Genomic DNA, 21,145 nt, shown 5'->3' on the forward strand with positions numbered 1-21,145 from the left:
GGATGCTTGATATTTTTATGGAATTGACGCTTCTTTGGTTAAGTGTTGGTTTACTTGTTCCGATCATGGCTTGTTTAGCATATGAAAACATTCGACTCCATCGAATTCATGTGAAAATGAACCGGACGGTACGAAACACTGATACGACAGGGCGTTTGAAGTTAATGCCTCTTTCACCCGTTTTTATTCGAGTCAGACCAAAGATTCCATATTTCCGCGATAAAAGCTGCCAAGATGATGATGACCTGTTCTTTGTTGTCTAAGGAGATTCAGCTAGAGACAACAAAGGAGGAACAGATAAAAGATGAAAAGAAGAGTGTTACTGACGGCTAGTTTACTGATGATGGCGCTTGTATTAGCTGCCTGTGGAGTAAACGAGCCAATTACCGCAGAATCTGAAGGGTTCTGGAATTCGTTTTTTGTATACCCAATGTCTTTTTTAATTCAATGGTTTTCTGATTTAACCGGGGGTCATTTTGGTTGGGGAATTGTTATTGTCACGATTTTAATTCGACTGCTAATCTTGCCACTTGCGTTAAAATCACAGAAAAGCTCGCGAGCGATGCAGGCGTTACGTCCACAAATGCAGGAGATCCAAGAGCGTATGAAAGCTGCTGCGGGTAACCCTGAAAAGCAAAGAGAAGTACAAGCTGAGATGATCGGGCTTTACCAAAAGAATGGCGTTAATCCTGCTGCGGGTTGTTTACCTGCCATTGTTCAAATCCCAATTGTTATGGCTTTATACTTTGCGATCATGCGCACGGAAGCAATTGGTATGGGACCTGAAAGTGATTTTCTATGGTTTAACTTAGGCGAAGTCGATTATGTTCTACCGTTCATCGCTGGTTTAACGACGTTTATTCAGTTCAAGATGTCAATGAGCCAAATGCCTGCAAACCCATTAGGTGAAGGAATGCCAAATCCAATGAGCATTATGCTGTGGATTTTACCAGTGATGATTATCATCGCCGGATTAACTTTACCTTCTGCACTAGCCCTTTACTGGGTTATCGGTAATATCTTCATGATTATTCAAACGTACTTCATTATTGTCAGACCGAACATGACGAAGGAAGATGTTAAAGAAGATCGAGCATAAGAAAAAAAGCGCCCAAGGGCGCTTTTTTTTATACGTAAAAGTAATGAGCAAGCTGTTCTTTTTCAAGAATATTTCCGACGTAGAACGAGCCAAATTCGCCATAACGTGCAGAAACTTCATCAAAGCGCATTTCATAAACAAGCTTTTTAAACTGCAGCACGTCATCTGAGAATAACGTCACGCCCCATTCCCAATCATCAAATCCGACAGAGCCAGAGATGATTTGTTTTACAATTCCAGCATAGCCTCGACCAATCATACCGTGACTGCGCATCAAGTCTTTGCGCTGATCCATCGGCAGCATATACCAATTGTCTTCACCTTGTCTGCGCTTGTCCATCGGATAAAAGCAGACATGCTTCCAACGCGGGAGCTGTGGGTATAAGCGTGAACGTACATGTGGATTTTGATATGGATCTTCATTGGAGTCGCCAGCTAAGTAATTGCTAAGTTCGACAACTGAGACGTACGAATAAGTTGGAATGGTGTAGCTAGCTAAACCTGATTTATCGAGCGCAAGCTCAATCACGTTTAATTCTTCCATTGTTGGACGTAGAACCATAATCATTAAGTCCGCTTTTTGCCCAACGATTGAATAAAGCGCATGGCTTCCTTTTCCTTCTGATTCGGTTTGATTCCAGTTATCAAGTAGGGCAGTAAATTCATTTATCATTTGTTCCCGTTCTTCTGAAGGTACCGTCTTCCAAGAGGTCCAATCAATCTTACGGAAATCATGTAAAACATACCAACCATCAAGCGTTTTTGCTGCTTCGTTCATGTGACACCCTCCTAAATAGCATTAATCTACTTCAACTATACCACATGAGGATACCATTTTTTAAATGAACAAATTAACGACTTTTTTTATTCACAAAATGAGCAAGCGCCATGCGGTGTTCTTTGGATTCACTTGCTTCTCTTTGTGCTGTAACTTCACGTTCTAATACCTCAGCTAAATGGTGGTCAAAACTTTCTCTGAAATTTTCTTTCATTAAACGGTACGCTGTAGGTGGGAGTTTTTTGCAACGCTCGACATACGTATCTAACTCCCCGATGCTATTGATTAACCCAATTGATTTAGCTTCATTTACGTCAAATGTGTCCTTTAGCGCAAGCTCAAGCGCGGTTGGATAACCGACGAGTCTTGGCAGGAAGTAAGATGCTCCAGCATCTGGTACAAGCCCAATCTTTAAAAATCCAAGTCCAAAGACCGCTTCTTTATTAGCTACTCGATAATCACAGGCGAGGGCAATGCTTAATCCGGCGCCAACAGCAATTCCGTTAATAGATGCAATAATTGGCTTGCCAATATGTGACATTAATGTGATCAACCGATTGTACGTTTCTCTTAGGACGCGGCCATAATTAAAATTCTCAATATCATTAAGATCGACTGCTTTTAAATCAGCCCCTGAACAGAATGCATCTCCGCTACCGGTTAAGACAATGACCTTTACATCTTTTCGTTCATCTGCTTCTTCAAATGCATCATAAAGCTGTTCGTGCGCCTCTTGGTTTAAGGCATTTTTTACTTCGGGGCGGTTTAGTGTAATCGTCGCAACATCGTTTTCTACATGTAAGGTAACAACTTCTGTATTCATAAGATCCTCCTGATTTTTTCATTCATTCTACCTTAAATCATTCGCTAAAGAATGACAAATACCCTCTTTTTGAATGTAAGCGCAATCTAAATGTCTATTTTTAAAATTGACGCTTTACGTAAGTCGGTTTCCTTTTTTATTAAACAAGGGTATCCTAAAATAGAGGTAGATTGAAATAAAATAAGGGGGTTTTTAAACGTGAGCGATTTATTTGCTGACATTAAACAGCAGGTAGGGTCACTTAAGCCAAGCATTGTTTTGCCTGAGGGCACAGATGAGCGGGTGTTGGAAGCGGCGGTTAAGCTTTTAACAGACCAAGTAGTTGAACCAATTGTGATTGGAAATAAAGACGAGATTGCGTCTCTTGCAGATAAATTGAATTTAATTATTGCCGATTTAACGATTATTGATCCGAAAACCTATTCCCATTTAGATGAGATGGTTGAGGCTTTTGTTGAGCGTCGTAAAGGAAAAGAAACAGAAGAGTCGGCGCGCAAGCTGTTAATGGATGTTAACTATTTTGGAACGATGCTTGTTTATATGGAAAAAGCAGATGGTCTTGTAAGTGGTGCTGCTCATTCAACAGGTGATACGGTACGCCCTGCCTTGCAAATCATTAAAACGCAACCAGGCATTAAGCGTACATCTGGTGTGTTTGTTATGGTGAAAGAGGACAAGAAATTTGTTTTCGGAGATTGCGCAATTAACATTTCTCCAAATGAAGAAGAGCTTGCTGAGATTGCAACCGCAACGGCTGATACAGCTAAATTATTTGGGATTGATCCTAAAGTTGCGATGTTAAGTTTTTCAACGCTTGGCTCTGCATCTTCACAGGAAACGCAAAAAGTTTCCGCAGCGACAAAGCTTGCACAAGAAAGCCGTCCAGATCTTGTTATTGACGGCGAATTCCAATTTGATGCAGCGTTTGTTCCAGCTGTCGCTCAGAAAAAGGCGCCAGATTCTCCATTAAAAGGAGAAGCAAACGTATTTATTTTCCCAAGTCTTGAGTCTGGGAACTTGGGTTATAAGATTGCCCAGCGTCTTGGTGGGTACGATGCGATTGGGCCAATCCTTCAAGGTTTAAACAAGCCTGTAAATGATTTGTCCCGTGGGTGTAACGTTGATGATGTCTACAAATTAAGTCTCATCACTGCCATGCAGGCCATTACGCAAAAAGCGGCACATGTATAATAGATGAAAGCGTTCGGGATTTCCCGAACGCTTTTTTTATGGACGCAAACAGCGGTTATGTCGATCGACCACTCGCTCAAGCTGAGCTTCATAAAGCAATTCTTCTTCAGCAGAAAGAGGATCTTCATATAAGTGTAAATTAAGGGCATTTGCACTAGTTTTAGCTCGTTCAATAATTTGCGCAACGGTATAATTTTCATTTAGAAGTTCATTTAAAGAAGCCATTACCACTGGTTCAATTTGTGGGTAGTCAAACTTTGGTTCACTGTCTTGCACGGCTATTTTATACATATTCTTTACAGCAATGGCTCTTGCTGAACCACTTCCAGTAACGCATAAATAAATTTGGACAGCAATGCCGTTTCGAATCCGCCTTTGGGAAATTCCTGCGAATTTCTTGCCGCCAATGCTTAAATCATAGCTTCCTGGACAGTAAGAGCCGATAATTTCACCTGTATCAATTTGCACCTGGGGAAACATATGGCGAATAAGAGACACCATCCGCTCATAGCCTTCATTAATTGAGAACGTTGCTTCACCAGGAAAGATCAGCGAGATGTTTAATACACCTTTATCAAGATAAACAGCAAGTCCACCGGAATTGCGAACAACAACGTCAATGTGTTGCTTTTGTAAAAAAGTAAATGCCTCCTGAATATATGTCAATCTCGTGTCTTGTGTACCAAGGACAATTGTATCATTGTGTACCCAAAAGCGTAATGCAGATTGATTTTTCTTACCAGCAATTGTGCAAAGCATATCATCATATGCAAACGAACGGAGTGCACTTTCGCCCATGTAATTCGTACTATTATCAACCATTCGGCATTGTTCGAATGTGCCAGATGCAGACTGAAAAACCATGAAATCCTTCCCTTCACCTAATTAATGCTAGTATACCATGAAAGAATCGTTCCTATAAAAAGGAAGTTGCGCAAATGCGATTCAACCGTTATACTGAAAAAAGTTTTACAAAGAAAGCGATTAACAAGATCGCCTTAAAAGAGAGAACATTATAGAGGGAAACGATTGAACGATTGAACACTATTGCTTGTAGAAGATTGGGGGAAATTAGATGAATAAACTGACGATTAAGATTTTAATAGGACTATTTTTGGGAGCCGCTTTAGGTCTCACCATGCCCGCTGTTTATCAAGAAGGATTTGATTGGCTTAATCAATATGTTCTTGATCCAGCGGGTTCAATCTTTTTAAGATTAATTATGATGGTTGTTGTACCACTTGTATTTCTTTCCTTGGTTGTAGGGGTTTCTGACTTAGGAAGTCCAAAACAATTAGGCCGAATGGGTATGAAAACCATTGCGTTCTTTTTAGCAACATCTGCCATATCGTTAACATTAGGTATCGCTGCGGCTTTAGTTATACAGCCAGGAACACCGAACTTACTTGGTGAAGGTGTTGCTGAAGAATATCAACCACCTGAAGCTGTTCCGGTGATGGATACATTAGTAAACATCATTCCTGAGAATCCGATTCAAGCTATGGCTAATATGGAGATGCTGCAAATCATTGCATTTGCAATTTTTGTAGGACTGGCAATGGCTGTATTAGGTGACAAAGTGACTACTGTGAAATCCTTCTTTACACAAGCAAATGACATTATGATGAAAATTGTAACCTTCGTAATGGGATTTGCGCCAATCGGGGCGTTTGCTTTAATTGCTTCTGCTCTAGGTGAAGCTGGATGGGGCGCAGTTGGAGACTTACTAGCCTATATGCTGACTGTAGTAGGGGTTCTGTTTTTCCATATGTTTGTTGTCTACAGTTTAATCGTGTGGTTCTTAGGAAGAATGAACCCACTTACCTTCTTTAAAGGATTTGCTCCGGCAATTACGATGGCTTTCAGCTTGTCGAGTTCAAATGCTGTCCTACCATTATCAATGAAGTCAGCACAGGAAAACTTAGGTGTTTCTAAGCAGGTATCTGGTTTTGTGCAGCCGCTTGGAGCAACGATCAACATGGACGGTACCGGAATCATGCAAGCCGTTGCGACTGTATTTATTGCTCAAGTTTACGGGCAAGATCTTTCACTTTCAGCGATGCTTGTTATTGTGTTAACAGCGACCTTAGCAAGTATTGGCACGGCTGGTGTACCTGGTGTTGGAATGATTATGCTTGCGATGGTGCTAGCCTCTGTTGGCTTGCCAGCAGAAGCGATTGGCTTAATTATCGGGGTAGACCGTATTTTAGATATGATGCGTACATCTGTTAACATCACAGGTGACGCGGTTCTTGCTGTAATTGTTGACCGCAGCGAAAAGAAGCGTGGCGCGATCGACGAAAACGGAAACGCTACTGAAGCGTCTTAATAAACGAATAAACCTGAGTGAGGGAGTTGTGTCAGCACAGCTTGCTTCATTCAGGTTTTTCTTTTTCAATTAGAAAAGATGCTTTTGTTGCAGAGAACTGACGGATATAATAAAAGAAAAAAGAGGATAGGGGGGACGGAAATTTGAACAAAGAACTTAAAGAAGAAAAAGTATTTAAGGACCCTGTCCATCGGTATATTCATGTCCGTGATCAACTCATTTGGGATTTGATTGGAACAAAGGAATTTCAACGATTAAGACGAGTACGTCAACTAGGAACAACATCGCTGACGTTTCACGGCGCGGAGCATTCGCGCTTTAACCATTCGCTTGGTGTGTATGAAATTATGAGGCGACTCACAACAACGTTCTCAGGCAAAGTGCACTGGCGCGAGGAAGATCGGCTTTTAGCGTTAACCGCGTCGCTGCTACATGATATTGGGCACGGCCCATTTTCCCATTCCTTTGAGAAAGTATTTGATACTGATCACGAAGAGTGGACACGGAAAATTATTCTTGGGAAAACAGAAGTGAATCAAGTATTGATACAAGTTGATCCCACATACCCTCAAGCAGTCGCCGATGTGATTGAAAAAACGTCGGCTAATAAATTGGTAACGAGCATGATTTCCAGTCAAATTGATGCCGATCGCATGGATTATTTATTGCGTGATGCCTATTATACGGGCGTTAGCTATGGTCAATTTGATTTAGAGCGCATCTTGCGCGTCATGCGACCAACAGAAGATCAAGTCGTTGTGAAAGCGAGTGGAATGCACGCGGTAGAAGATTACATAATGAGTCGTTATCAAATGTATTGGCAAGTGTACTTTCATCCAGTGACGCGAAGCTCTGAGGTCATTTTAAGCAAGATCTTAAAGCGAGTAAAAGCATTAACAGAGGGCAACTATTCGTTTAAGCAAGAGCCGATTCATTTTCACTCTATCTTCTCTGGGGAAATGACGCTGCAAGACTATTTGCGTCTTGATGAATCCGTTATGCAATTCTATTTTCAATGCTGGCAAGAAGAGACAGATCCAATTTTAGCCGATCTATGTGATCGCTTTTTAAACCGACGTTTGTTTGATTACGCTGAATTTCATCCAAAAGAACGGATTTATGATTGGAGCAGACTGACGCAGCTGTTCGCCCAAGCAAACATTGATCCTGATTACTATCTTGTGATGGATTCTTCTTCTGATCTGCCGTATGATGTTTATCGCCCGGGTGAGGACGAACGTATTCCGATCCAATTATTGTTGCCTGATGGAAGCTTAAAGGAGTTATCCAGTCAATCGGACGTTGTTGATTCAATTTCAGGTAAAAAACGAACCGATCACAAATTGTACTTTCCAATTGACCTTATCATAAATGACCAGATCGATCCTCAAATTAAGAGCGAAATTCGCTCCATTATCGGCTGGTAAGGAAGGAGATAGGCTGTGCTTACAAATCATCTTCACCTCTTATCTTTTTTTGCGATAACGGGTGAGGCGATCCCTAAAAGTAAAATTCAAAAGATGGCTTATATCGCAAAGCAAATGGGTATGCCATTAAATGAACGGTATCACTTTCATCGGAATGGACCGTACTCAGAAGCGTTAACGGTGCGCATTGAAGAGTTGTGTAACCTCCACTTTCTAGAAGAGAAGCGTGAGAAAGGAAGCGTAACGTATCATTTAACTACTCAGGGACAGACATTTCTTGATCAATTTCATTTTTCACCTAATGCCTTTGAATCACTGTGTCAGAGGTTAAATCACTGTTCGAATGTCTCATTAGAAATTATGTCTTCCATTCTCTACTTTGAACAACGAGATGGACATGCTGGGAATTTTATTGAGCGGGCACGTTCAATCTATGAAGAAAGAGAGCTGACAGATGCTATGAACAGCTTAGAAAAACAAAGAAACGTCGGTTTGTTTAACTAATGCTCACAGTATTACATCTTCTTTTACAGCCATTTTGTAGTTATGGTGAGCGGTTTTCGATAAACTAACAATAGTCTAAGAAAACCAGTTGAAGAAGGGTGGGACCATCTTGGTCAGCTTCGCGGTGATTTTACTATTGTTTGCTATTGGCATCCCTTTGCTTCTCATATTGTTTTTACATGCACCATTACTTGGAATACTGGCTGTTGCAGTCATTTGTATAAATTGGTTTATCGTACCGAATCTTTATCGGAAATATACGCGTGTACACCACTCGCAAAAGAAAGACGGACTTTCCTAGGAAAGTCCGTCTTTCTTTTATTTGTCACTTGTCCGAATACCGGCTTGTGCAAAGTTCGTTGGCTTCATCTCGTTAATAATGATGGAAACACGTTCTGGTGGCGCATCAATTGTTTCGGAAACGGCTGCGGTCATTTTTTCTACTAATGCTTTCTTCTGTTCATCGGTACGCCCTTCTAACAGTTGAATGGTTACGATTGGCATTAAAAAAGCCCCTTTCATCTTTAAGTATGTCCAGTATACCAGATGAAAAGGGCTTCTTATAAAGGAATTACTCGTTAAATTGAGCAAGCAGTTGATTTACTTGACTATCAACTAAATCAGCTACTAAAACGTAACGATCAGGCGCGAAACCAAGTTCATTAAACGGATAACAGGTTGTCACCGTTAGCTGCGCTTCATCAGTTGAAACGATAACCGTGCGATCATCTTCATCAACAATGCGAACTGTATGCACAACATAGGTATAGGTTCCACTTTTTGTTTGAACAATCAGTTCGTCGCCCTCGCCAACGTCGCCTAAGTTGCGGAATACGGTGTTGTTATGACCAGAAAGAACGGAATTATCGGCTTCACCAGGCAACACGCTCCCCGCAAAATGGCCAACGCCGCGATCCAACTCCGGATCATCCGTTCCGTGAATGAGCGGAAATGCTGTGTTTAAAACTGGAATGGTTAAAACACCCATTTCCTCGCCAATCTCAGGTTGCCAGTTAAGAACCTCTTCGTTATATGCTAGTTCAACGGCATCATTCTCACCTGCTAATTTAAGTGGTGCCGGCACAGATGCCAGCACCTCCTCCTTAGGCATCGTTTTAAAAAGAATGTAGCCATGCAGCAGCTTAAATCCAGTTGTTGTTGTCAGGTAGAGCCCACCAACAAGTAAACTGAGAGCAAATAAGGTCAGGAAAACCTTTTTCTTATTTGTTTTTTTTCGCCGAGCCAAGGTTACGCTGCCTTCTTTTCACGTAGAACACGACGGAATACAACCGCACCAACAACCATTAAGCCTAAACCAAGCATCATATAAAGCGGATAGTCACTTGCTGTTTTTGGCATTTTTGCGCCATCAACGGTTTTAGTAAGTTTGCCAGACTGAGTGTTGTCGTTGCCGTTAGTATCACTACCGCCAGATGAAGGGCTCTGTTTGTCCGACAAATCTATATCATCAAGAGATGGTTTTTTGTTTTTAGCATCTTCCACTTCTTTACCAATATTATTAACGTCATCTACTACTTTTTTAACGAAGTGTGAATTAAACATTTCAGCTGTAATGTAGAAATCAGCAAGGAACTGCCCGTCTGCATCATATAATTTCACAAGCAAATCATATCCTTTAATTGCGTTTCCGCTCATTAAAGTCTCAAAAGTGATTGGTTTTGGATCTTCGCCAACTTTATCCAAGAAGAATTCAGGATGAAGATCAAGAACATCGATTGCTTTTTGACCAATTGCGAATAATTCAGCAACATCAGCTGCATTTAACTCGCGAATCGATTCAAATCCATCGAATTGATACGCTCTATTTTTTAAATCTTCAAGATCGCTAGCAAGGTGCGGGTTGTTTTCGCTAATGTACCAGAAATGATCATACAATCTAAACTCTTCCTCATATGAAAGCGAAAACTCTTTTAAGAATCCTTCAAAGTCAGGATAGTAATAGTCTTCTTCTGTCTCAATGTATAAAATAAAATCCACAATCCAATAAAATGTGTTGTAAAAAACAAAATCAAGCGGGGACATACCTTCAAACCACTCGTCAAGATAAGCAAATGCATCTTCACTTGTAACGCCATAAACGTCTGCTAATTCAGCAACAATGTTGTTAACATCTTCTGTTGTTAAACGGTATCCAAGCATTTCAGCAAGTTCGTCTACACTTTCAAAATCATAAAGAGACATCTGATAAAAATCAGTAAGGTGTGTAACAAGTTCTTTTTCCGTAACTTGTGCTTCTTCAAGATATTCGTCAAGCTCGTCCTGGTTTAAATCATGTGCCAAACTAAGACCTGGTGTGATAAGTGCAAGAATCAATGAAAAGATGAGTGATAAAGATAATAATTTCTTCATGTGTTCCCCCTATATTCGATTGTAAGATTTTGCCTAGCAAAAAGTATTATATAGTCAAATAGACGTATTTGTCAGCAAATTTTTGATTATTTTATAAAAACTTTATAATATCAGCTAGATGTTCTAAATTTCGACTAAATACTCCAAAATACTCTATGATGCTTTTAGCTGATGAGCGTGAAATGCTTCCTGCAAATAAGTGTGATACAATGCAGGAAAGATAATCTGGAAAAAGAAAGAGGGCGGATGAACGTGGATTTGCTCAATAATGATAATTTAAAGAAAGCGAAAAAATCTTCAAACTTTACGATTTTAAGCAATGACTCAACGGACGGACATGGCGGATATGGAGCTGGAACGATTAATTTGGATCATGTTACGCCACTATTTATTGATATAGATGAAGAGGAAGCGTTTGTTGATATGGGGGCCTTGCACGCGCGTTCATTAGTAGAAAAGCGTGTGAAATTCATTTCCAACCAAGAAGAAGTCCCAACTGAGGGCTTAAAGCGCTATTGGCTTGTATGGGTAACGATTGGAATGAAAGAGAAGAAACCATACTACAGCGGCGTTGCTGGTTGCTATATGACGGTAAATAAGCAGGCGAAACGCGGGTACAAGAGTATGCCGGAGCATGTGAATAACATGGATAAATCGATGAAGGGCAAGATTTTTGTTGATCAAATGGATTATGCATCACGTCAAGTGCTCAAGCAGTTCCTGCAAAATCACAACGAGGCGTTTTGGACTCATTCAGAGAAAGAACTCCATGAAGCGTTGGATCTGAACTGATTTTGAACAAATTGTGAATAAGTATGTAACATACTTGTTTCTTCACGCTTGTTCGATTACTCTTAAGAATGTACTAGGACAAAAAAGTAGCCGAGCGGTGTTTTCACCGCTTGGCTATTTTTTTATAGTTGGTTCAATTCGTCCACAAGTTCAGAGAATGTCTTCATTGCTGCTTCAACTGGCTCTGATGTTGTTAAATCAACGCCTGCGCGTTTTAATAGTTCAAGTGGATCATCTGAGCTACCGCTTTGCAAGAAGGTTAGGTAGGATTCTAACGCGCCTTCTTTTTGCTCAAGAATACGAGAAGCAATTTGAATCGCTGATGCGAAACCTGTTGCATACTGGTATACGTAAAATGCTCTATAGAAGTGAGGAATGCGCGACCAACCATACTTCACTTCATCATCAAAGACGATGTCTGGTCCGTTGTAGGTGCGGAATAATTCTTCGTAAAGCTCATTTAGGCTTTCTGCATCAAGTGGCTCGCCTGCCTCAGCACGTTCGTGTGTTTGTTTTTCAAAATCAGCAAACATGACCTGTGTGAAGAATGTTCCTCTAAATTGTTCAATGAAATGATTAAGTAAATAAGCACGCATTTTCGTATCGGTTGTTTGATTGAGCATGTAATGAATTAACAAGATCTCATTTACAGTGGAGGCAACTTCAGCTACAAAAATACGGTAATTAGCTGTAATTTGCGGCTGGTGCTTACTGGAATAATGGCTGTGTAAAGCATGACCCATTTCATGAACGAGTGTGAACAAGCTATTCAAATCATCATGATGGTTAAGCAGGACAAATGGATGTACGCCGTAGACGCCCATATTGTACGCGCCAGAACGCTTTGCCGGTGTTTCTCGTACATCGATGTAACGCTTTTCTTTAAATTCCTTTAACCGCTCAACATAGTCGGTACCTAATGGCTTTAAGGCTTCAATCATTTTATCGTATGCTTCGTCATAAGGAATTTCTGCTTTAACCCCAGAAACGATTGGTGCATTTAAGTCATACTGTCTTAATTCATCCACACCAAGCTTTTCTTTGCGAAGACGAGCGTATTGATGCAATGGTTCTATATGTTTTTTGGCAGCATCAATTAGTTGCGTGTAAACAGTAAGGTCAATGTTGTCAGAAAACAATGCTTTATGAATGGCCGAGTCATAATTGCGCACCTTTGCCATTGTTGCATTTGTTTTGACCTCAGCGGCGAGCGTTGTAGCGATGGTGTTATTGAGTTCAACATACGGCTTGTAATACGCTTTATACGCTTCTTTTCGGACGTCTCTATTCTCATCTTCAATCAGCTTTGAATACATCCCTCGTGTAAGCTGTACGCGTTCGCCTGCTTCATTTGTTACCTCGCCAAATTGAATATCAGCGTTATTTAACATGTTAAACGTGTCTCCAGGTGCTTGGAACGACTCGCTTAGCTGGGAAAGTAGCTCTTCTTTTTCTTTTGTTAATACATGATCTTTGAAACGAAATGATTTCCAAAGCTCATCTTCAAAATACTCAAGCTCTTTTTCCTCTGACAAGTAGCTACGTAATGTTTCTTCTTCTAGACTTAGTAGAAACGGCATAAAGAAAGAAGTGGATTCGCTTACTTTTACGCCGAGTTTTGTTGTTTTTGAGCTTAGTTTCTGAGCGTGAGAATCTCTTGTATCAATGTCACTTAAGAACATTGTATAAGCAAATACTTTTCTAATATGAAAAGAAAGCTCTTCTTGCGTTTTTAAATAGTGAAGCAAGCTGGATCCATCGGTAATCTTACCATCGTATTCTTTCAGTTTGTCAGCGAGCTTGGAGCATTCATCTAGCTTTTCTTGCCAAGCTTCTTCATTGGCAAAAAGGTCGGTTAAGTCCCATTTCTCTTCATTTGGTACATCTTTCCGTGATTGATAAGTCTTCATGTTGATCTTCCTCCTAAACGAGTATCTCCCTCTAGTTTAGCACTCATCGCTAGAATTATGTTTAATCGCGACTTCAATTTTTAAAAGGAATGCGAATTTTGTCAAATAATTAGGAAATATTAGTCTGTAGCCTATGCTATACTAATTAGAAAGGGTGGTGAATGATGCTTACAGCAGAGCAACGGAAAGCAATTCACGGTTTGCAGCAAATTGTAGAGAAAGAAGACGTCATTCAGCTTAAGTTAAATTGGGATATGTTGGCGAGTGAAAATCGATCTGTCAACAGACCGGAAGATTATTTTCATTATGACGCAAATGGAAGGTTACTTGGTTTTTTGGCTATTTATCAATTTGGCGATAAAGTAGAATGCTGTGGAATGGTTGACCCGATGGCAAGAAGACAGGGGATCGCCCAAAAACTATTTAATGAGGCAGTGAAAGATTGGGAAACGGCGTCACAATTTCTGATTAATACACCCGTTTTATCCAGTAGCGGTGCTTCCTTCTGTGAAGCAAATGGAGCGAACTATGCGTTTACAGAACATCAATTGGTTTGTAGTGAACTGCCCATTCCTTATACGAAAACAGGTGTTAAAATTAGACCTGCGGTTGCAAATGATGAAAAGATGATTTTACAATTCGACGAAGATGGATTTGGTTTAACGAAGAAAGAGGCAAAATCGCTTTATTCAAGTCGTGGGACACAGGGAACTTACATGATTGAAGAACACGGAGAACCTGTAGGAAAACTACGTCTTGATCGGCAAAAGAAAGAAAGCTGGATTTATGGTTTTGTGTTAATGAAAGCGAAGCGCGGCAAAGGAATCGGACGCGCGGCATTAACGGATATTGTTCATCGAGAGGTTAGCAATGACAAGACAGTTTGGCTTGATGTAGCGGTCGATAATGAGGCAGCGCTATCCTTGTACAAAACATGTGGTTTTACGGCAGATGGTGCGCAAGCTTATTATGCCTATAAATAAAGAAGACGTCCCGTCATCCAAACGGAACGTCTATTTTTATTCTAGTTCAAACTCTTCGTCTTCTTCCAGCACATCCGGCTGACTTGGATCGCCGTCTTCAATACTAAACCATTTGAAGAATCGTTTAAAAAAGCCATCTTTCTTTTCTTCCGGTTCTTCTTGTAATTCTTCTGCAGCTTCAGGAGAAGAACAGGATTGAATCGGTGCCGTTCCTTGCAGAAAAGCTGTTTGTCTTCCACCAGGACATGCGTCATTAGCGAGTAATCCAGTGTGAGGGTCAATCGTCGCATACTCTACACCAGCTGGTTTCTTAAAAGGAAGCTTTAGCTCGTCCTTCATTGAAAATTCCATCAGGTCAGCCCAAATACGTTTAGCGACCTGACTTTCTGTCTGATTGATTTCTTTGTCTTTATCGTAACCAGTCCAGACGCCGATAACAAGTTGCGGCGTATAGCCTACCATCCAGCTATCTCTAGGGGTCGAACCAGACTTACCAGCTGTAGGATGTGTGAGCTGTTTGGCGACGCTACCTCCTGTAACAGAGGTATAGCTATTAAGCGCTGGCTCAAACACACCTTGCATCATATGCGTTAGTACATAAGCTGTATCTTCGTGCAGTACTTGGCGTACTGGGGGTTTCTGTTCGTAAACAAGCGTTCCATTTGTATCGGTCACGCTGCGAATAAAAATCGGTTCGATTTGTTTTCCACCATTTGCTAGTGGTGAGTAAGCATTTGTCAAATCGATGATGGATACAGGCTGAGCGCCAAGAGCAAGAGAAGGCCTTTCAGTAAACGGACCTAAACCCACGTTTTCTCCAACAGAAACGAGTTCACTTGTGCCAATGGAAAGGTGAGTCTTTACGGCATAAATATTATCGGAATAAGCAACGGCTTCCAGCATCGTGATGTAATCATCGGCATAGACATTGTTGAAATTTCTTGGTGCATACTCCTCGCGCCCATCATCATAAGAAAAAGCTGTCGCTTCACTTAAAAAAGTGGACATCGGAGTAAATCCACTTTCAAGCGCTGCATAATAGAGAAATGGCTTCAGCGTGGACCCTGGGTTTCGTTTTGCTTGCGTGGCCCGATTAAAGGCACTGGCCTCATAGTCTTTACCGCCAACGAGTGCTTTCACTTCACCATTGCGAGGGTCGATCGCGACTAAACCAACCTGCAGCTCGGAATCGGGCATATGGGTATCGACTAATTCTTCCGCTTTTGCTTGAATGGCTGGATCAAGCGTTGTTTCAATTTTTAATCCGCTTGTTCCTATACGATCTTCATCAAAATCAGTTTGTTGATTGATTAGCGCTTTTACATGATCTTGATAATAAGGCGCAATTTCCTGAGCTTCAGTCGCCGCTTGATCTACAAACGCCAGCTGCTCTTTTTTAGCTTCATCCGCTTCTGCTTGCGTAATAAAACCAACGGATGCCATGCTGTCTAAAATTAGTTCTTGTCTTGCTTTTGCGCGCGGCAGGTCATTACGCGGTGAATAATAGCTTGGCCCTTTTGGAATACCTGATAACATAGCTGCTTCTGCGAGAGTTACGTCTTTGGCAGATTTGCCAAAAAAGAGCTGGGAGGCAGCTTCAATTCCGTAAGCACCATGTCCATAATAAATCGTATTCAAGTAGCCAGTTAAAATCTCGTCTTTCGAAAAATTCATTTCTAAGCGCAACGAATACAATAGTTCGTTCCATTTGCGCATATACGTTTTATCGTGGGACAGGTAGAGATTACGAGCGTACTGTTGCGTTATGGTACTTGCACCTTGTGCTTTATTTCCAGACTGGATGTTTGCAAGTACGGCACCACCGATTCGTTTTAAGTCAAAGCCATAATGGGAGTAAAATTTACGGTCTTCTATGGCAATCGTAGCTTGTGGAATGTATGGCGCCATGTCGTCTAACGTAATTGTAAACCGATTTTGTCCATCTTCATCATTACCAATTATCGTGCCGTCACTCGCTAAATACTGTGTCGGAAGTGCAAAATCAATTGGTGGAGGACCCTGCATGCGTGTATAAGAGAGAAGGACGATTAAACCGAGCGTAAAAGCCATAAATAAAAGCAAAATAAAGCGAAACAATAATCGCGTCCGTTTAAAGCGTTTCCGCTTGTTTCTTGTAGCTGGTATCAATTGGCTCACCTTTCCTTTTAAAGGATACTAACCAGTTTGGGAAGAAACGTTAAATTTTAAACAGGAGTTGCAATTCCGTGGACATCCGATATACTTGCTCTTAGCATAGAAAACTAGTGCACAATAATGGTTGATTGATGAGAGGTGACGATCGTGGAATTTTGGTTTACAGAAAAACAAACAGAACGATTTGGCATTACAATGAAAATAAAGAGAACGTTGCATACAGAAAAGACTGATTTTCAACAATTAGATATGGTTGAGACAGAAGAATTCGGTAATATGTTGCTGCTTGATGGTATGGTAATGACGACAGAGAAAGATGAGTTTGTCTATCATGAAATGGTCAGTCATGTGCCGCTATTTACGCATCCTAATCCAAAGCATGTATTAGTCGTTGGTGGAGGCGACGGCGGGGCGATTCGTGAAGTGATTAAGCACCCGTCTGTTGAAAAAGCAACGCTTGTAGATATTGATGGCAAAGTGATTGAGTACTCTAAGAAGTATTTACCTACAATTGCCTGCGCATTAGAGGATGCCCGTGTTGATGTTCAGGTGGATGATGGATTTATGCATATTGCAAAGTCTGAGAACCAATATGATGTAATCATGGTTGATTCCACAGAACCAGTTGGACCAGCTGCGAAATTATTTGAGCGTGGGTTCTATGAAGGGATTTCAAAAGCGTTAAAAGACGATGGCATCTTTGTCGCACAGACGGACAACCCGTGGTTCCATCAAGAGTTAATTACGACTGTCTATAAGGATGTGAAGGAAATCTTCCCAATTACGCGTCTTTACACAGCGAACATTCCAACATACCCAAGTGGCTTATGGACATTTACAATTGGTTCAAAACAGCATGACCCACTGGAAGTACCAGAGTCACGCTTCCATGAGATTGATACAAAATATTACACGCCGGACATCCATAACGCTTCCTTTGTACTGCCTAAGTTTGTCCAAGATTTACTGAAGTAGGATGGTGAAGAGCTAATGCGCTTTGATGAGTCTTATTCGGGCAAAATATTTATTATGAGTCGTGCAACCTATGAAGAAGCTGACGCTGTTATTTATGGAATGCCAATGGACTGGACGGTTTCTTTTCGTCCAGGCTCGCGTTTTGGCCCTGCGCGTATCCGCGAAGCATCACTCGGATTGGAAGAATACAGTCCTTATGCAGACAAGCATTTAGAAGAAGTCGCTTATTTTGATGCTGGCGATATTCCATTACCTTTTGGAAATGCTGCGAGAAGCTTAGATATGGTTGAAGAATATGTTGATACGTTAATCAAGGACGACAAATTCCCGCTTGGATTAGGTGGAGAACACTTGTTATCTTGGCCAATCTTTAAAGCGATGTATAAAAAATACCCAGACTTAGCAATCATACATATTGATGCACACGCTGATTTGCGCGAAGAATATGAGGGGGAAGTATTGTCTCATTCAACGCCAATTCGAAAAGCTTGTGGTTTAATTGGGCCAAGCAATGTTTATTCTTTCGGGATTCGTTCTGGAATGAGAGAAGAGTTTGCTTATGCAAAAGAGTCGGGCATGCATTTGTTTAAATACGATGTGGTGGAGCCTTTAAAACAAGTGCTTCCACAACTAGCAGGAAGACCTGTTTATGTCACAATCGACATTGATGTACTTGATCCGGCCTACGCTCCAGGAACAGGAACAGCTGAAGCTGGCGGCATCACTTCAAAAGAACTGCTTGAGGCGCAAAAATTAATTAGCGAATCGGACTTGCAGATTGTTGGTGCTGACTTAGTAGAGGTAGCGCCTGCTTATGATCAATCCGAACGAACCGCTATTGCCGCAAGTAAATTTGTTCGAGAAATGCTGCTCGGGTGGGTTCATAAGAAACAAAAATAAACAGGGAACACGCAAGGAAGCAGCTTGCGTGTTTTTGAGTTAAGTAGAAATGAACAAAACAAGTTCAAACATTGCAACCCGTATACAAACGCAGTAAAATAGAATAGGAAGATACTGCGTGTATGAAATATAGAATGGATGAATAAATAATGAAACGAAAAGTCCAGATTTCATTTCAAACAATGACTTTTGTTGAAGGACAAGAACCTGATTCATTTTCATTTCAAACAGAGGGCGACTTGTATGTGAAAGGGAATGCTTCTTATCTGAGATTTAAAGAAGCGCATGCGCATCAACAAGATGTGTTCTCAACAATGAAATGGGATGGAAAAGAGCTTATGCTCATTCGACAAGGAACGATTATTATGAGACAAAGCTTTGTCGCTAAGCAAGAAACGCTTGGACGCTATGTAACACCTGAAGCCTCATGGGAAACAAGGGCAAAGACGGACACATTACTTGTCCAATTACCAAAAGCAGCAAAGCAAAAAGGAAAGATATATATCCGCTATCAGTTCTTTTTACAAGGACAAGCTACAGGAGAGCATGAAATTAGACTATCGATTGAGCGAAAAGATGAATAGATGCCTTGCAAGGAATCGCTTGGTATTCCTTGCATTATTTTATTGAATAAGTGATCTGGTAGATGTGAGAAGGAGAGCCTCAAAATGAACAGTATGGAACAACGAAAAAATCAATTAATACAAGAAATTCATGAAGCTGTTTTGCGTGCAAATTTAGCGGATTTAGCAACGATTCCCATCGTCATCTTAGAAGCACCTAAAGACAAAGCCCATGGCGATTATGCCACCAATATGGCAATGCAGCTGGCGAGAATTGCCAAGAAAGCACCGCGTCAAATTGCTGAAGAACTAGTCCAGAACATTGATAAAGAAAAAGCCGGAATTCGTGAAATTGATGTTGCTGGTCCTGGCTTTATTAACTTCTTCATGGATAATGCCTATCTTCGTGATATTATTCCAGCTGTATTAGAAGCAGCTGAGCAGTATGGCGAGAGTAAAGTAGGAAACAATGAAAAAATCTTAATCGAATTTGTTTCGGCTAATCCGACTGGAGATCTTCATTTAGGGCATGCTCGTGGTGCTGCTGTAGGAGATTCACTCGCGAACGTAATGGAAAAAGCCGGCTTTGATGTAGCGAGAGAGTATTATATAAATGATGCTGGAAACCAGATTGATAATTTGGCTTTATCTTTACAAGCGCGCTATTTGCAGGAGCTTGGGCACGATGCAACGATGCCTGAGGATGGCTATCAAGGTAATGATATTATTGAGATTGCAAAAGAGCTTAAAGCCGATGTGGGAGATGAGTATGTCCACTTAACTGAAGCTGAGCGTCTTTCCTTGTTAAAAACATACGGTTTGAAAAAAGAGCTAGATAAAATTAAGCAGGATTTACAGGCATATCGCGTTGAGTTTGATCATTGGTTCTCAGAAACATCATTATATGAGTCAGGTCAAGTTGAACGTGGCCTGCAAGTATTGCGTGAACAAGGTGAGACGTATGAGCTTGATGGAGCTACTTGGTTGCGCTCCACGACTTATGGCGACGATAAAGATCGTGTGCTCGTTAAACAGGATGGGAGCTATACGTATTTAACACCGGATATCTCTTACCACTTAGACAAATTCGATCGTGGTCACCATCGTTTAATAGACGTTCTTGGCGCAGACCATCATGGGTATATCCCAAGAATGAAAGCTGCCATTCAAGCATTGGGCTATGATGCAAACCGTTTTAATGTCCAGATCATTCAAATGGTCTCGCTCTTCCAAGGCGGAGAAAAGGTAAAAATGAGTAAACGAACTGGGAAAGCAGTGACGCTACGTGAACTAATGGAAGAAGTAGGCGTTGATGCGACGCGTTATTTCTTCGCAATGCGAAGTGCAGACACTCATCTTGATTTTGATATGGATTTAGCTGTCTCTAAATCAAATGAAAACCCTGTGTATTACATTCAGTACGCACATGCACGTATCTGTTCCATCCTTCGTCAAGGAGAAGAGTTGGGGTTAGCATTTTCCGTAGATACAGATTTGTCGGCACTAACAGGTGAAAAAGAATACGATTTGTTAAAGGCGATTGGTGATTTTCCAACTGTAGTTGCCGAAGCTGCAGTAAAGCAACTGCCACAGAGAATTGCCAACTATGCTTATGATTTAGCACAGACTTTGCATAGCTTCTATAATGCGAACCGCGTCATTGATGAGGAAAGTAAAGAGACTTCAACGGCAAGATTAGCCTTAATGAAAGCAACGCAAACAACGATAAAAAATGCGCTTGCCTTAATTGGAGTTCAAGCGCCGGAGAAGATGTAAGCAATGGACGTTCTTTGGTGGCTTCTCATTGGACTGTTTTTTGTTGCCAGCTTTGTTGGACTCATTGTGCCGATTATTCCCTCGGTTCTCGTTTTATGGGGAGGATTTCTCGTTTATTTGTTTGCTCTTTCTGGAACGCTAAGCGTCTGGTTCTGGATAGGAATGAGTGTGTTAACGGTCTTTTTATTAGTCGTAGACATTTTGGCGAATATTGTGTTTGTCAAGCGAACAGGCGGAACCAAATGGGGTGAACGGTCTGCCTTGATTGGCGTCCTAATTGGTGCGTTTGTGTATCCTCCATTTGGATTAATTTTAGTTCCGTTTGCGCTCGTTTTTATCACCGAGCTCATCCAGCAGAAAACGGCAGGAGAAGCAGTTAGGGTTGCTTTTGCTTCCTTTCTTGCCTTCTTAAGTGGCACCTTTGCAAAAGCCGTTGTCCAAGTTGTAATGATCGTTTGGTTTTTTATAGAAGTATGGTTATAACGCATAAAAAGACGACTTATCTAAGATAGGTCGTCTTTTCATTGTGAAGAATACAAAACGTAACCTGTAGCAAGTGGAACTGGATGTA

22 protein-coding genes are annotated in these 21,145 nt (G+C 41.1%); 14 read left to right on the plus strand and 8 right to left on the minus strand.

The features are described from left to right. Positions 1–2 precede the first annotated feature (2 nt). Positions 3–263: a hypothetical protein gene (locus JOC54_RS18825; RefSeq protein ID WP_204468268.1), complete on the plus strand. Its 261-nt coding sequence runs from the start codon at positions 3–5 to the stop codon at positions 261–263. A gap of 41 nt (positions 264–304) precedes the next feature. Then, positions 305–1,099 carry a membrane protein insertase YidC gene (gene yidC / locus JOC54_RS18830; protein WP_204468270.1) on the plus strand — a complete coding sequence of 265 codons (795 nt, stop codon included), beginning with the start codon at positions 305–307 and terminating at the stop codon, positions 1,097–1,099. Positions 1,100–1,127: 28 nt separating this feature from the next. Here the strand turns inward: yidC and hemQ are convergent, their stop codons facing one another. Both hemQ and JOC54_RS18840 read right to left on the minus strand, forming a co-directional pair. Next, positions 1,128–1,877 carry a hydrogen peroxide-dependent heme synthase gene (gene hemQ / locus JOC54_RS18835; RefSeq protein ID WP_035419020.1) on the minus strand — a complete coding sequence of 250 codons (750 nt, stop codon included), beginning with the start codon at positions 1,875–1,877 and terminating at the stop codon, positions 1,128–1,130. 73 nt (positions 1,878–1,950) lie between these two features. After that, on the minus strand, positions 1,951–2,700 hold the full coding sequence (locus tag JOC54_RS18840; protein WP_035419023.1) for an enoyl-CoA hydratase/isomerase family protein: 750 nt from the start codon (positions 2,698–2,700) through the stop codon (positions 1,951–1,953). Between the two features lie 198 nt (positions 2,701–2,898). Between JOC54_RS18840 and pta the strand changes: the two genes are divergently transcribed. Beyond that, positions 2,899–3,891, plus strand: a complete 993-nt coding sequence (gene pta, locus JOC54_RS18845; RefSeq protein WP_035419024.1) for a phosphate acetyltransferase — start codon at positions 2,899–2,901, stop codon at positions 3,889–3,891. Positions 3,892–3,927: 36 nt separating this feature from the next. Here the strand turns inward: pta and JOC54_RS18850 are convergent, their stop codons facing one another. Next, a complete protein-coding gene (locus JOC54_RS18850) occupies positions 3,928–4,755 on the minus strand; it encodes a lipoate--protein ligase family protein (protein WP_204468273.1) in 828 nt (275 codons plus the stop codon). 211 nt (positions 4,756–4,966) lie between these two features. Here JOC54_RS18850 and JOC54_RS18855 point away from each other — a divergent pair, with 211 nt between their 5' ends. From JOC54_RS18855 to JOC54_RS18870, 4 genes are all read left to right on the plus strand, one after another. Next, on the plus strand, positions 4,967–6,220 hold the full coding sequence (locus tag JOC54_RS18855) for a dicarboxylate/amino acid:cation symporter (protein ID WP_204468275.1): 1,254 nt from the start codon (positions 4,967–4,969) through the stop codon (positions 6,218–6,220). Positions 6,221–6,363: 143 nt separating this feature from the next. After that, entirely contained in the window at positions 6,364–7,647 is a 1,284-nt protein-coding gene (locus JOC54_RS18860; protein WP_204468278.1) for an HD domain-containing protein, read from the plus strand. A gap of 15 nt (positions 7,648–7,662) precedes the next feature. Further along, on the plus strand, positions 7,663–8,151 hold the full coding sequence (locus JOC54_RS18865; RefSeq protein ID WP_204468280.1) for a YwgA family protein: 489 nt from the start codon (positions 7,663–7,665) through the stop codon (positions 8,149–8,151). Positions 8,152–8,260: 109 nt separating this feature from the next. Further along, positions 8,261–8,452 (plus strand): hypothetical protein, encoded by a 192-nt coding sequence (locus JOC54_RS18870; RefSeq protein WP_157684342.1) that lies wholly within the window; start codon positions 8,261–8,263, stop codon positions 8,450–8,452. 17 nt (positions 8,453–8,469) lie between these two features. Here the strand turns inward: JOC54_RS18870 and thmT are convergent, their stop codons facing one another. The 3 genes from thmT to JOC54_RS18885 form a co-directional block, all read right to left on the minus strand. Beyond that, positions 8,470–8,655 (minus strand): 2-hydroxymuconate tautomerase, encoded by a 186-nt coding sequence (gene thmT, locus JOC54_RS18875; RefSeq protein WP_035419034.1) that lies wholly within the window; start codon positions 8,653–8,655, stop codon positions 8,470–8,472. 67 nt (positions 8,656–8,722) lie between these two features. Beyond that, on the minus strand, positions 8,723–9,397 hold the full coding sequence (srtD, locus tag JOC54_RS18880) for a class D sortase, LPxTATN-specific (protein ID WP_054794487.1): 675 nt from the start codon (positions 9,395–9,397) through the stop codon (positions 8,723–8,725). 2 nt (positions 9,398–9,399) lie between these two features. Beyond that, complete coding sequence (locus JOC54_RS18885; RefSeq protein WP_204468282.1) at positions 9,400–10,521, minus strand: processed acidic surface protein; 1,122 nt, start codon at positions 10,519–10,521, stop codon at positions 9,400–9,402. Positions 10,522–10,773: 252 nt separating this feature from the next. On the opposite strand from JOC54_RS18885, the gene JOC54_RS18890 reads away from it, so the two are divergent. Continuing rightward, complete coding sequence (locus tag JOC54_RS18890) at positions 10,774–11,313, plus strand: YwhD family protein (RefSeq protein WP_437183587.1); 540 nt, start codon at positions 10,774–10,776, stop codon at positions 11,311–11,313. A gap of 122 nt (positions 11,314–11,435) precedes the next feature. On the opposite strand, the gene pepF is transcribed toward JOC54_RS18890, so the two are convergent. Beyond that, on the minus strand, positions 11,436–13,223 hold the full coding sequence (gene pepF / locus JOC54_RS18895) for an oligoendopeptidase F (protein ID WP_204468285.1): 1,788 nt from the start codon (positions 13,221–13,223) through the stop codon (positions 11,436–11,438). A gap of 164 nt (positions 13,224–13,387) precedes the next feature. Between pepF and JOC54_RS18900 the strand changes: the two genes are divergently transcribed. Further along, positions 13,388–14,206, plus strand: a complete 819-nt coding sequence (locus tag JOC54_RS18900; protein WP_204468287.1) for a GNAT family N-acetyltransferase — start codon at positions 13,388–13,390, stop codon at positions 14,204–14,206. Between the two features lie 36 nt (positions 14,207–14,242). On the opposite strand, the gene JOC54_RS18905 is transcribed toward JOC54_RS18900, so the two are convergent. Beyond that, positions 14,243–16,354, minus strand: a complete 2,112-nt coding sequence (locus JOC54_RS18905; protein WP_239586831.1) for a transglycosylase domain-containing protein — start codon at positions 16,352–16,354, stop codon at positions 14,243–14,245. A 153-nt stretch (positions 16,355–16,507) separates the two neighbouring features. On the opposite strand from JOC54_RS18905, the gene speE reads away from it, so the two are divergent. The 5 genes from speE to JOC54_RS18930 all read left to right on the plus strand — a co-directional run bounded on the left by speE (position 16,508) and on the right by JOC54_RS18930 (position 21,057). Then, a complete protein-coding gene (speE, locus tag JOC54_RS18910) occupies positions 16,508–17,335 on the plus strand; it encodes a spermidine synthase (RefSeq protein WP_035419038.1) in 828 nt (275 codons plus the stop codon). A gap of 15 nt (positions 17,336–17,350) precedes the next feature. After that, positions 17,351–18,235, plus strand: coding sequence for an agmatinase (speB, locus tag JOC54_RS18915; RefSeq protein WP_204468289.1), 885 nt, complete (start codon positions 17,351–17,353; stop codon positions 18,233–18,235). Between the two features lie 149 nt (positions 18,236–18,384). Beyond that, positions 18,385–18,819 (plus strand): YwiB family protein, encoded by a 435-nt coding sequence (locus tag JOC54_RS18920; RefSeq protein ID WP_035419039.1) that lies wholly within the window; start codon positions 18,385–18,387, stop codon positions 18,817–18,819. Between the two features lie 84 nt (positions 18,820–18,903). Beyond that, on the plus strand, positions 18,904–20,574 hold the full coding sequence (gene argS, locus JOC54_RS18925; RefSeq protein ID WP_204468291.1) for an arginine--tRNA ligase: 1,671 nt from the start codon (positions 18,904–18,906) through the stop codon (positions 20,572–20,574). Positions 20,575–20,577: 3 nt separating this feature from the next. Then, positions 20,578–21,057 (plus strand): DUF456 domain-containing protein, encoded by a 480-nt coding sequence (locus tag JOC54_RS18930; RefSeq protein WP_204468293.1) that lies wholly within the window; start codon positions 20,578–20,580, stop codon positions 21,055–21,057. Positions 21,058–21,145 lie beyond the last annotated feature (88 nt).

The sequence above is a fragment of the Shouchella xiaoxiensis genome (assembly GCF_016907895.1).
In the GTDB taxonomy this organism is placed as follows: Bacteria; Bacillota; Bacilli; order Bacillales; family Bacillaceae_D; genus Shouchella; species Shouchella xiaoxiensis.

Excerpts from the sequence above, each read along its gene's own strand:
- JOC54_RS18825 (WP_204468268.1), top strand. The coding sequence starts at position 3 with ATGCTTGATATTTTTATGGAATTGACGCTTCTTTGGTTAAGTGTTGGT.
- yidC (WP_204468270.1), top strand. The coding sequence starts at position 305 with ATGAAAAGAAGAGTGTTACTGACGGCTAGTTTACTGATGATGGCGCTT.
- hemQ (WP_035419020.1), bottom strand. The coding sequence starts at position 1,877 with ATGAACGAAGCAGCAAAAACGCTTGATGGTTGGTATGTTTTACATGAT.
- JOC54_RS18840 (WP_035419023.1), bottom strand. The coding sequence starts at position 2,700 with ATGAATACAGAAGTTGTTACCTTACATGTAGAAAACGATGTTGCGACG.
- JOC54_RS18850 (WP_204468273.1), bottom strand. The coding sequence starts at position 4,755 with ATGGTTTTTCAGTCTGCATCTGGCACATTCGAACAATGCCGAATGGTT.
- JOC54_RS18855 (WP_204468275.1), top strand. The coding sequence starts at position 4,967 with ATGAATAAACTGACGATTAAGATTTTAATAGGACTATTTTTGGGAGCC.
- thmT (WP_035419034.1), bottom strand. The coding sequence starts at position 8,655 with ATGCCAATCGTAACCATTCAACTGTTAGAAGGGCGTACCGATGAACAG.
- JOC54_RS18885 (WP_204468282.1), bottom strand. The coding sequence starts at position 10,521 with ATGAAGAAATTATTATCTTTATCACTCATCTTTTCATTGATTCTTGCA.
- pepF (WP_204468285.1), bottom strand. The coding sequence starts at position 13,223 with ATGAAGACTTATCAATCACGGAAAGATGTACCAAATGAAGAGAAATGG.
- JOC54_RS18900 (WP_204468287.1), top strand. The coding sequence starts at position 13,388 with ATGCTTACAGCAGAGCAACGGAAAGCAATTCACGGTTTGCAGCAAATT.
- speB (WP_204468289.1), top strand. The coding sequence starts at position 17,351 with ATGCGCTTTGATGAGTCTTATTCGGGCAAAATATTTATTATGAGTCGT.
- JOC54_RS18920 (WP_035419039.1), top strand. The coding sequence starts at position 18,385 with ATGAAACGAAAAGTCCAGATTTCATTTCAAACAATGACTTTTGTTGAA.
- argS (WP_204468291.1), top strand. The coding sequence starts at position 18,904 with ATGAACAGTATGGAACAACGAAAAAATCAATTAATACAAGAAATTCAT.
- JOC54_RS18930 (WP_204468293.1), top strand. The coding sequence starts at position 20,578 with ATGGACGTTCTTTGGTGGCTTCTCATTGGACTGTTTTTTGTTGCCAGC.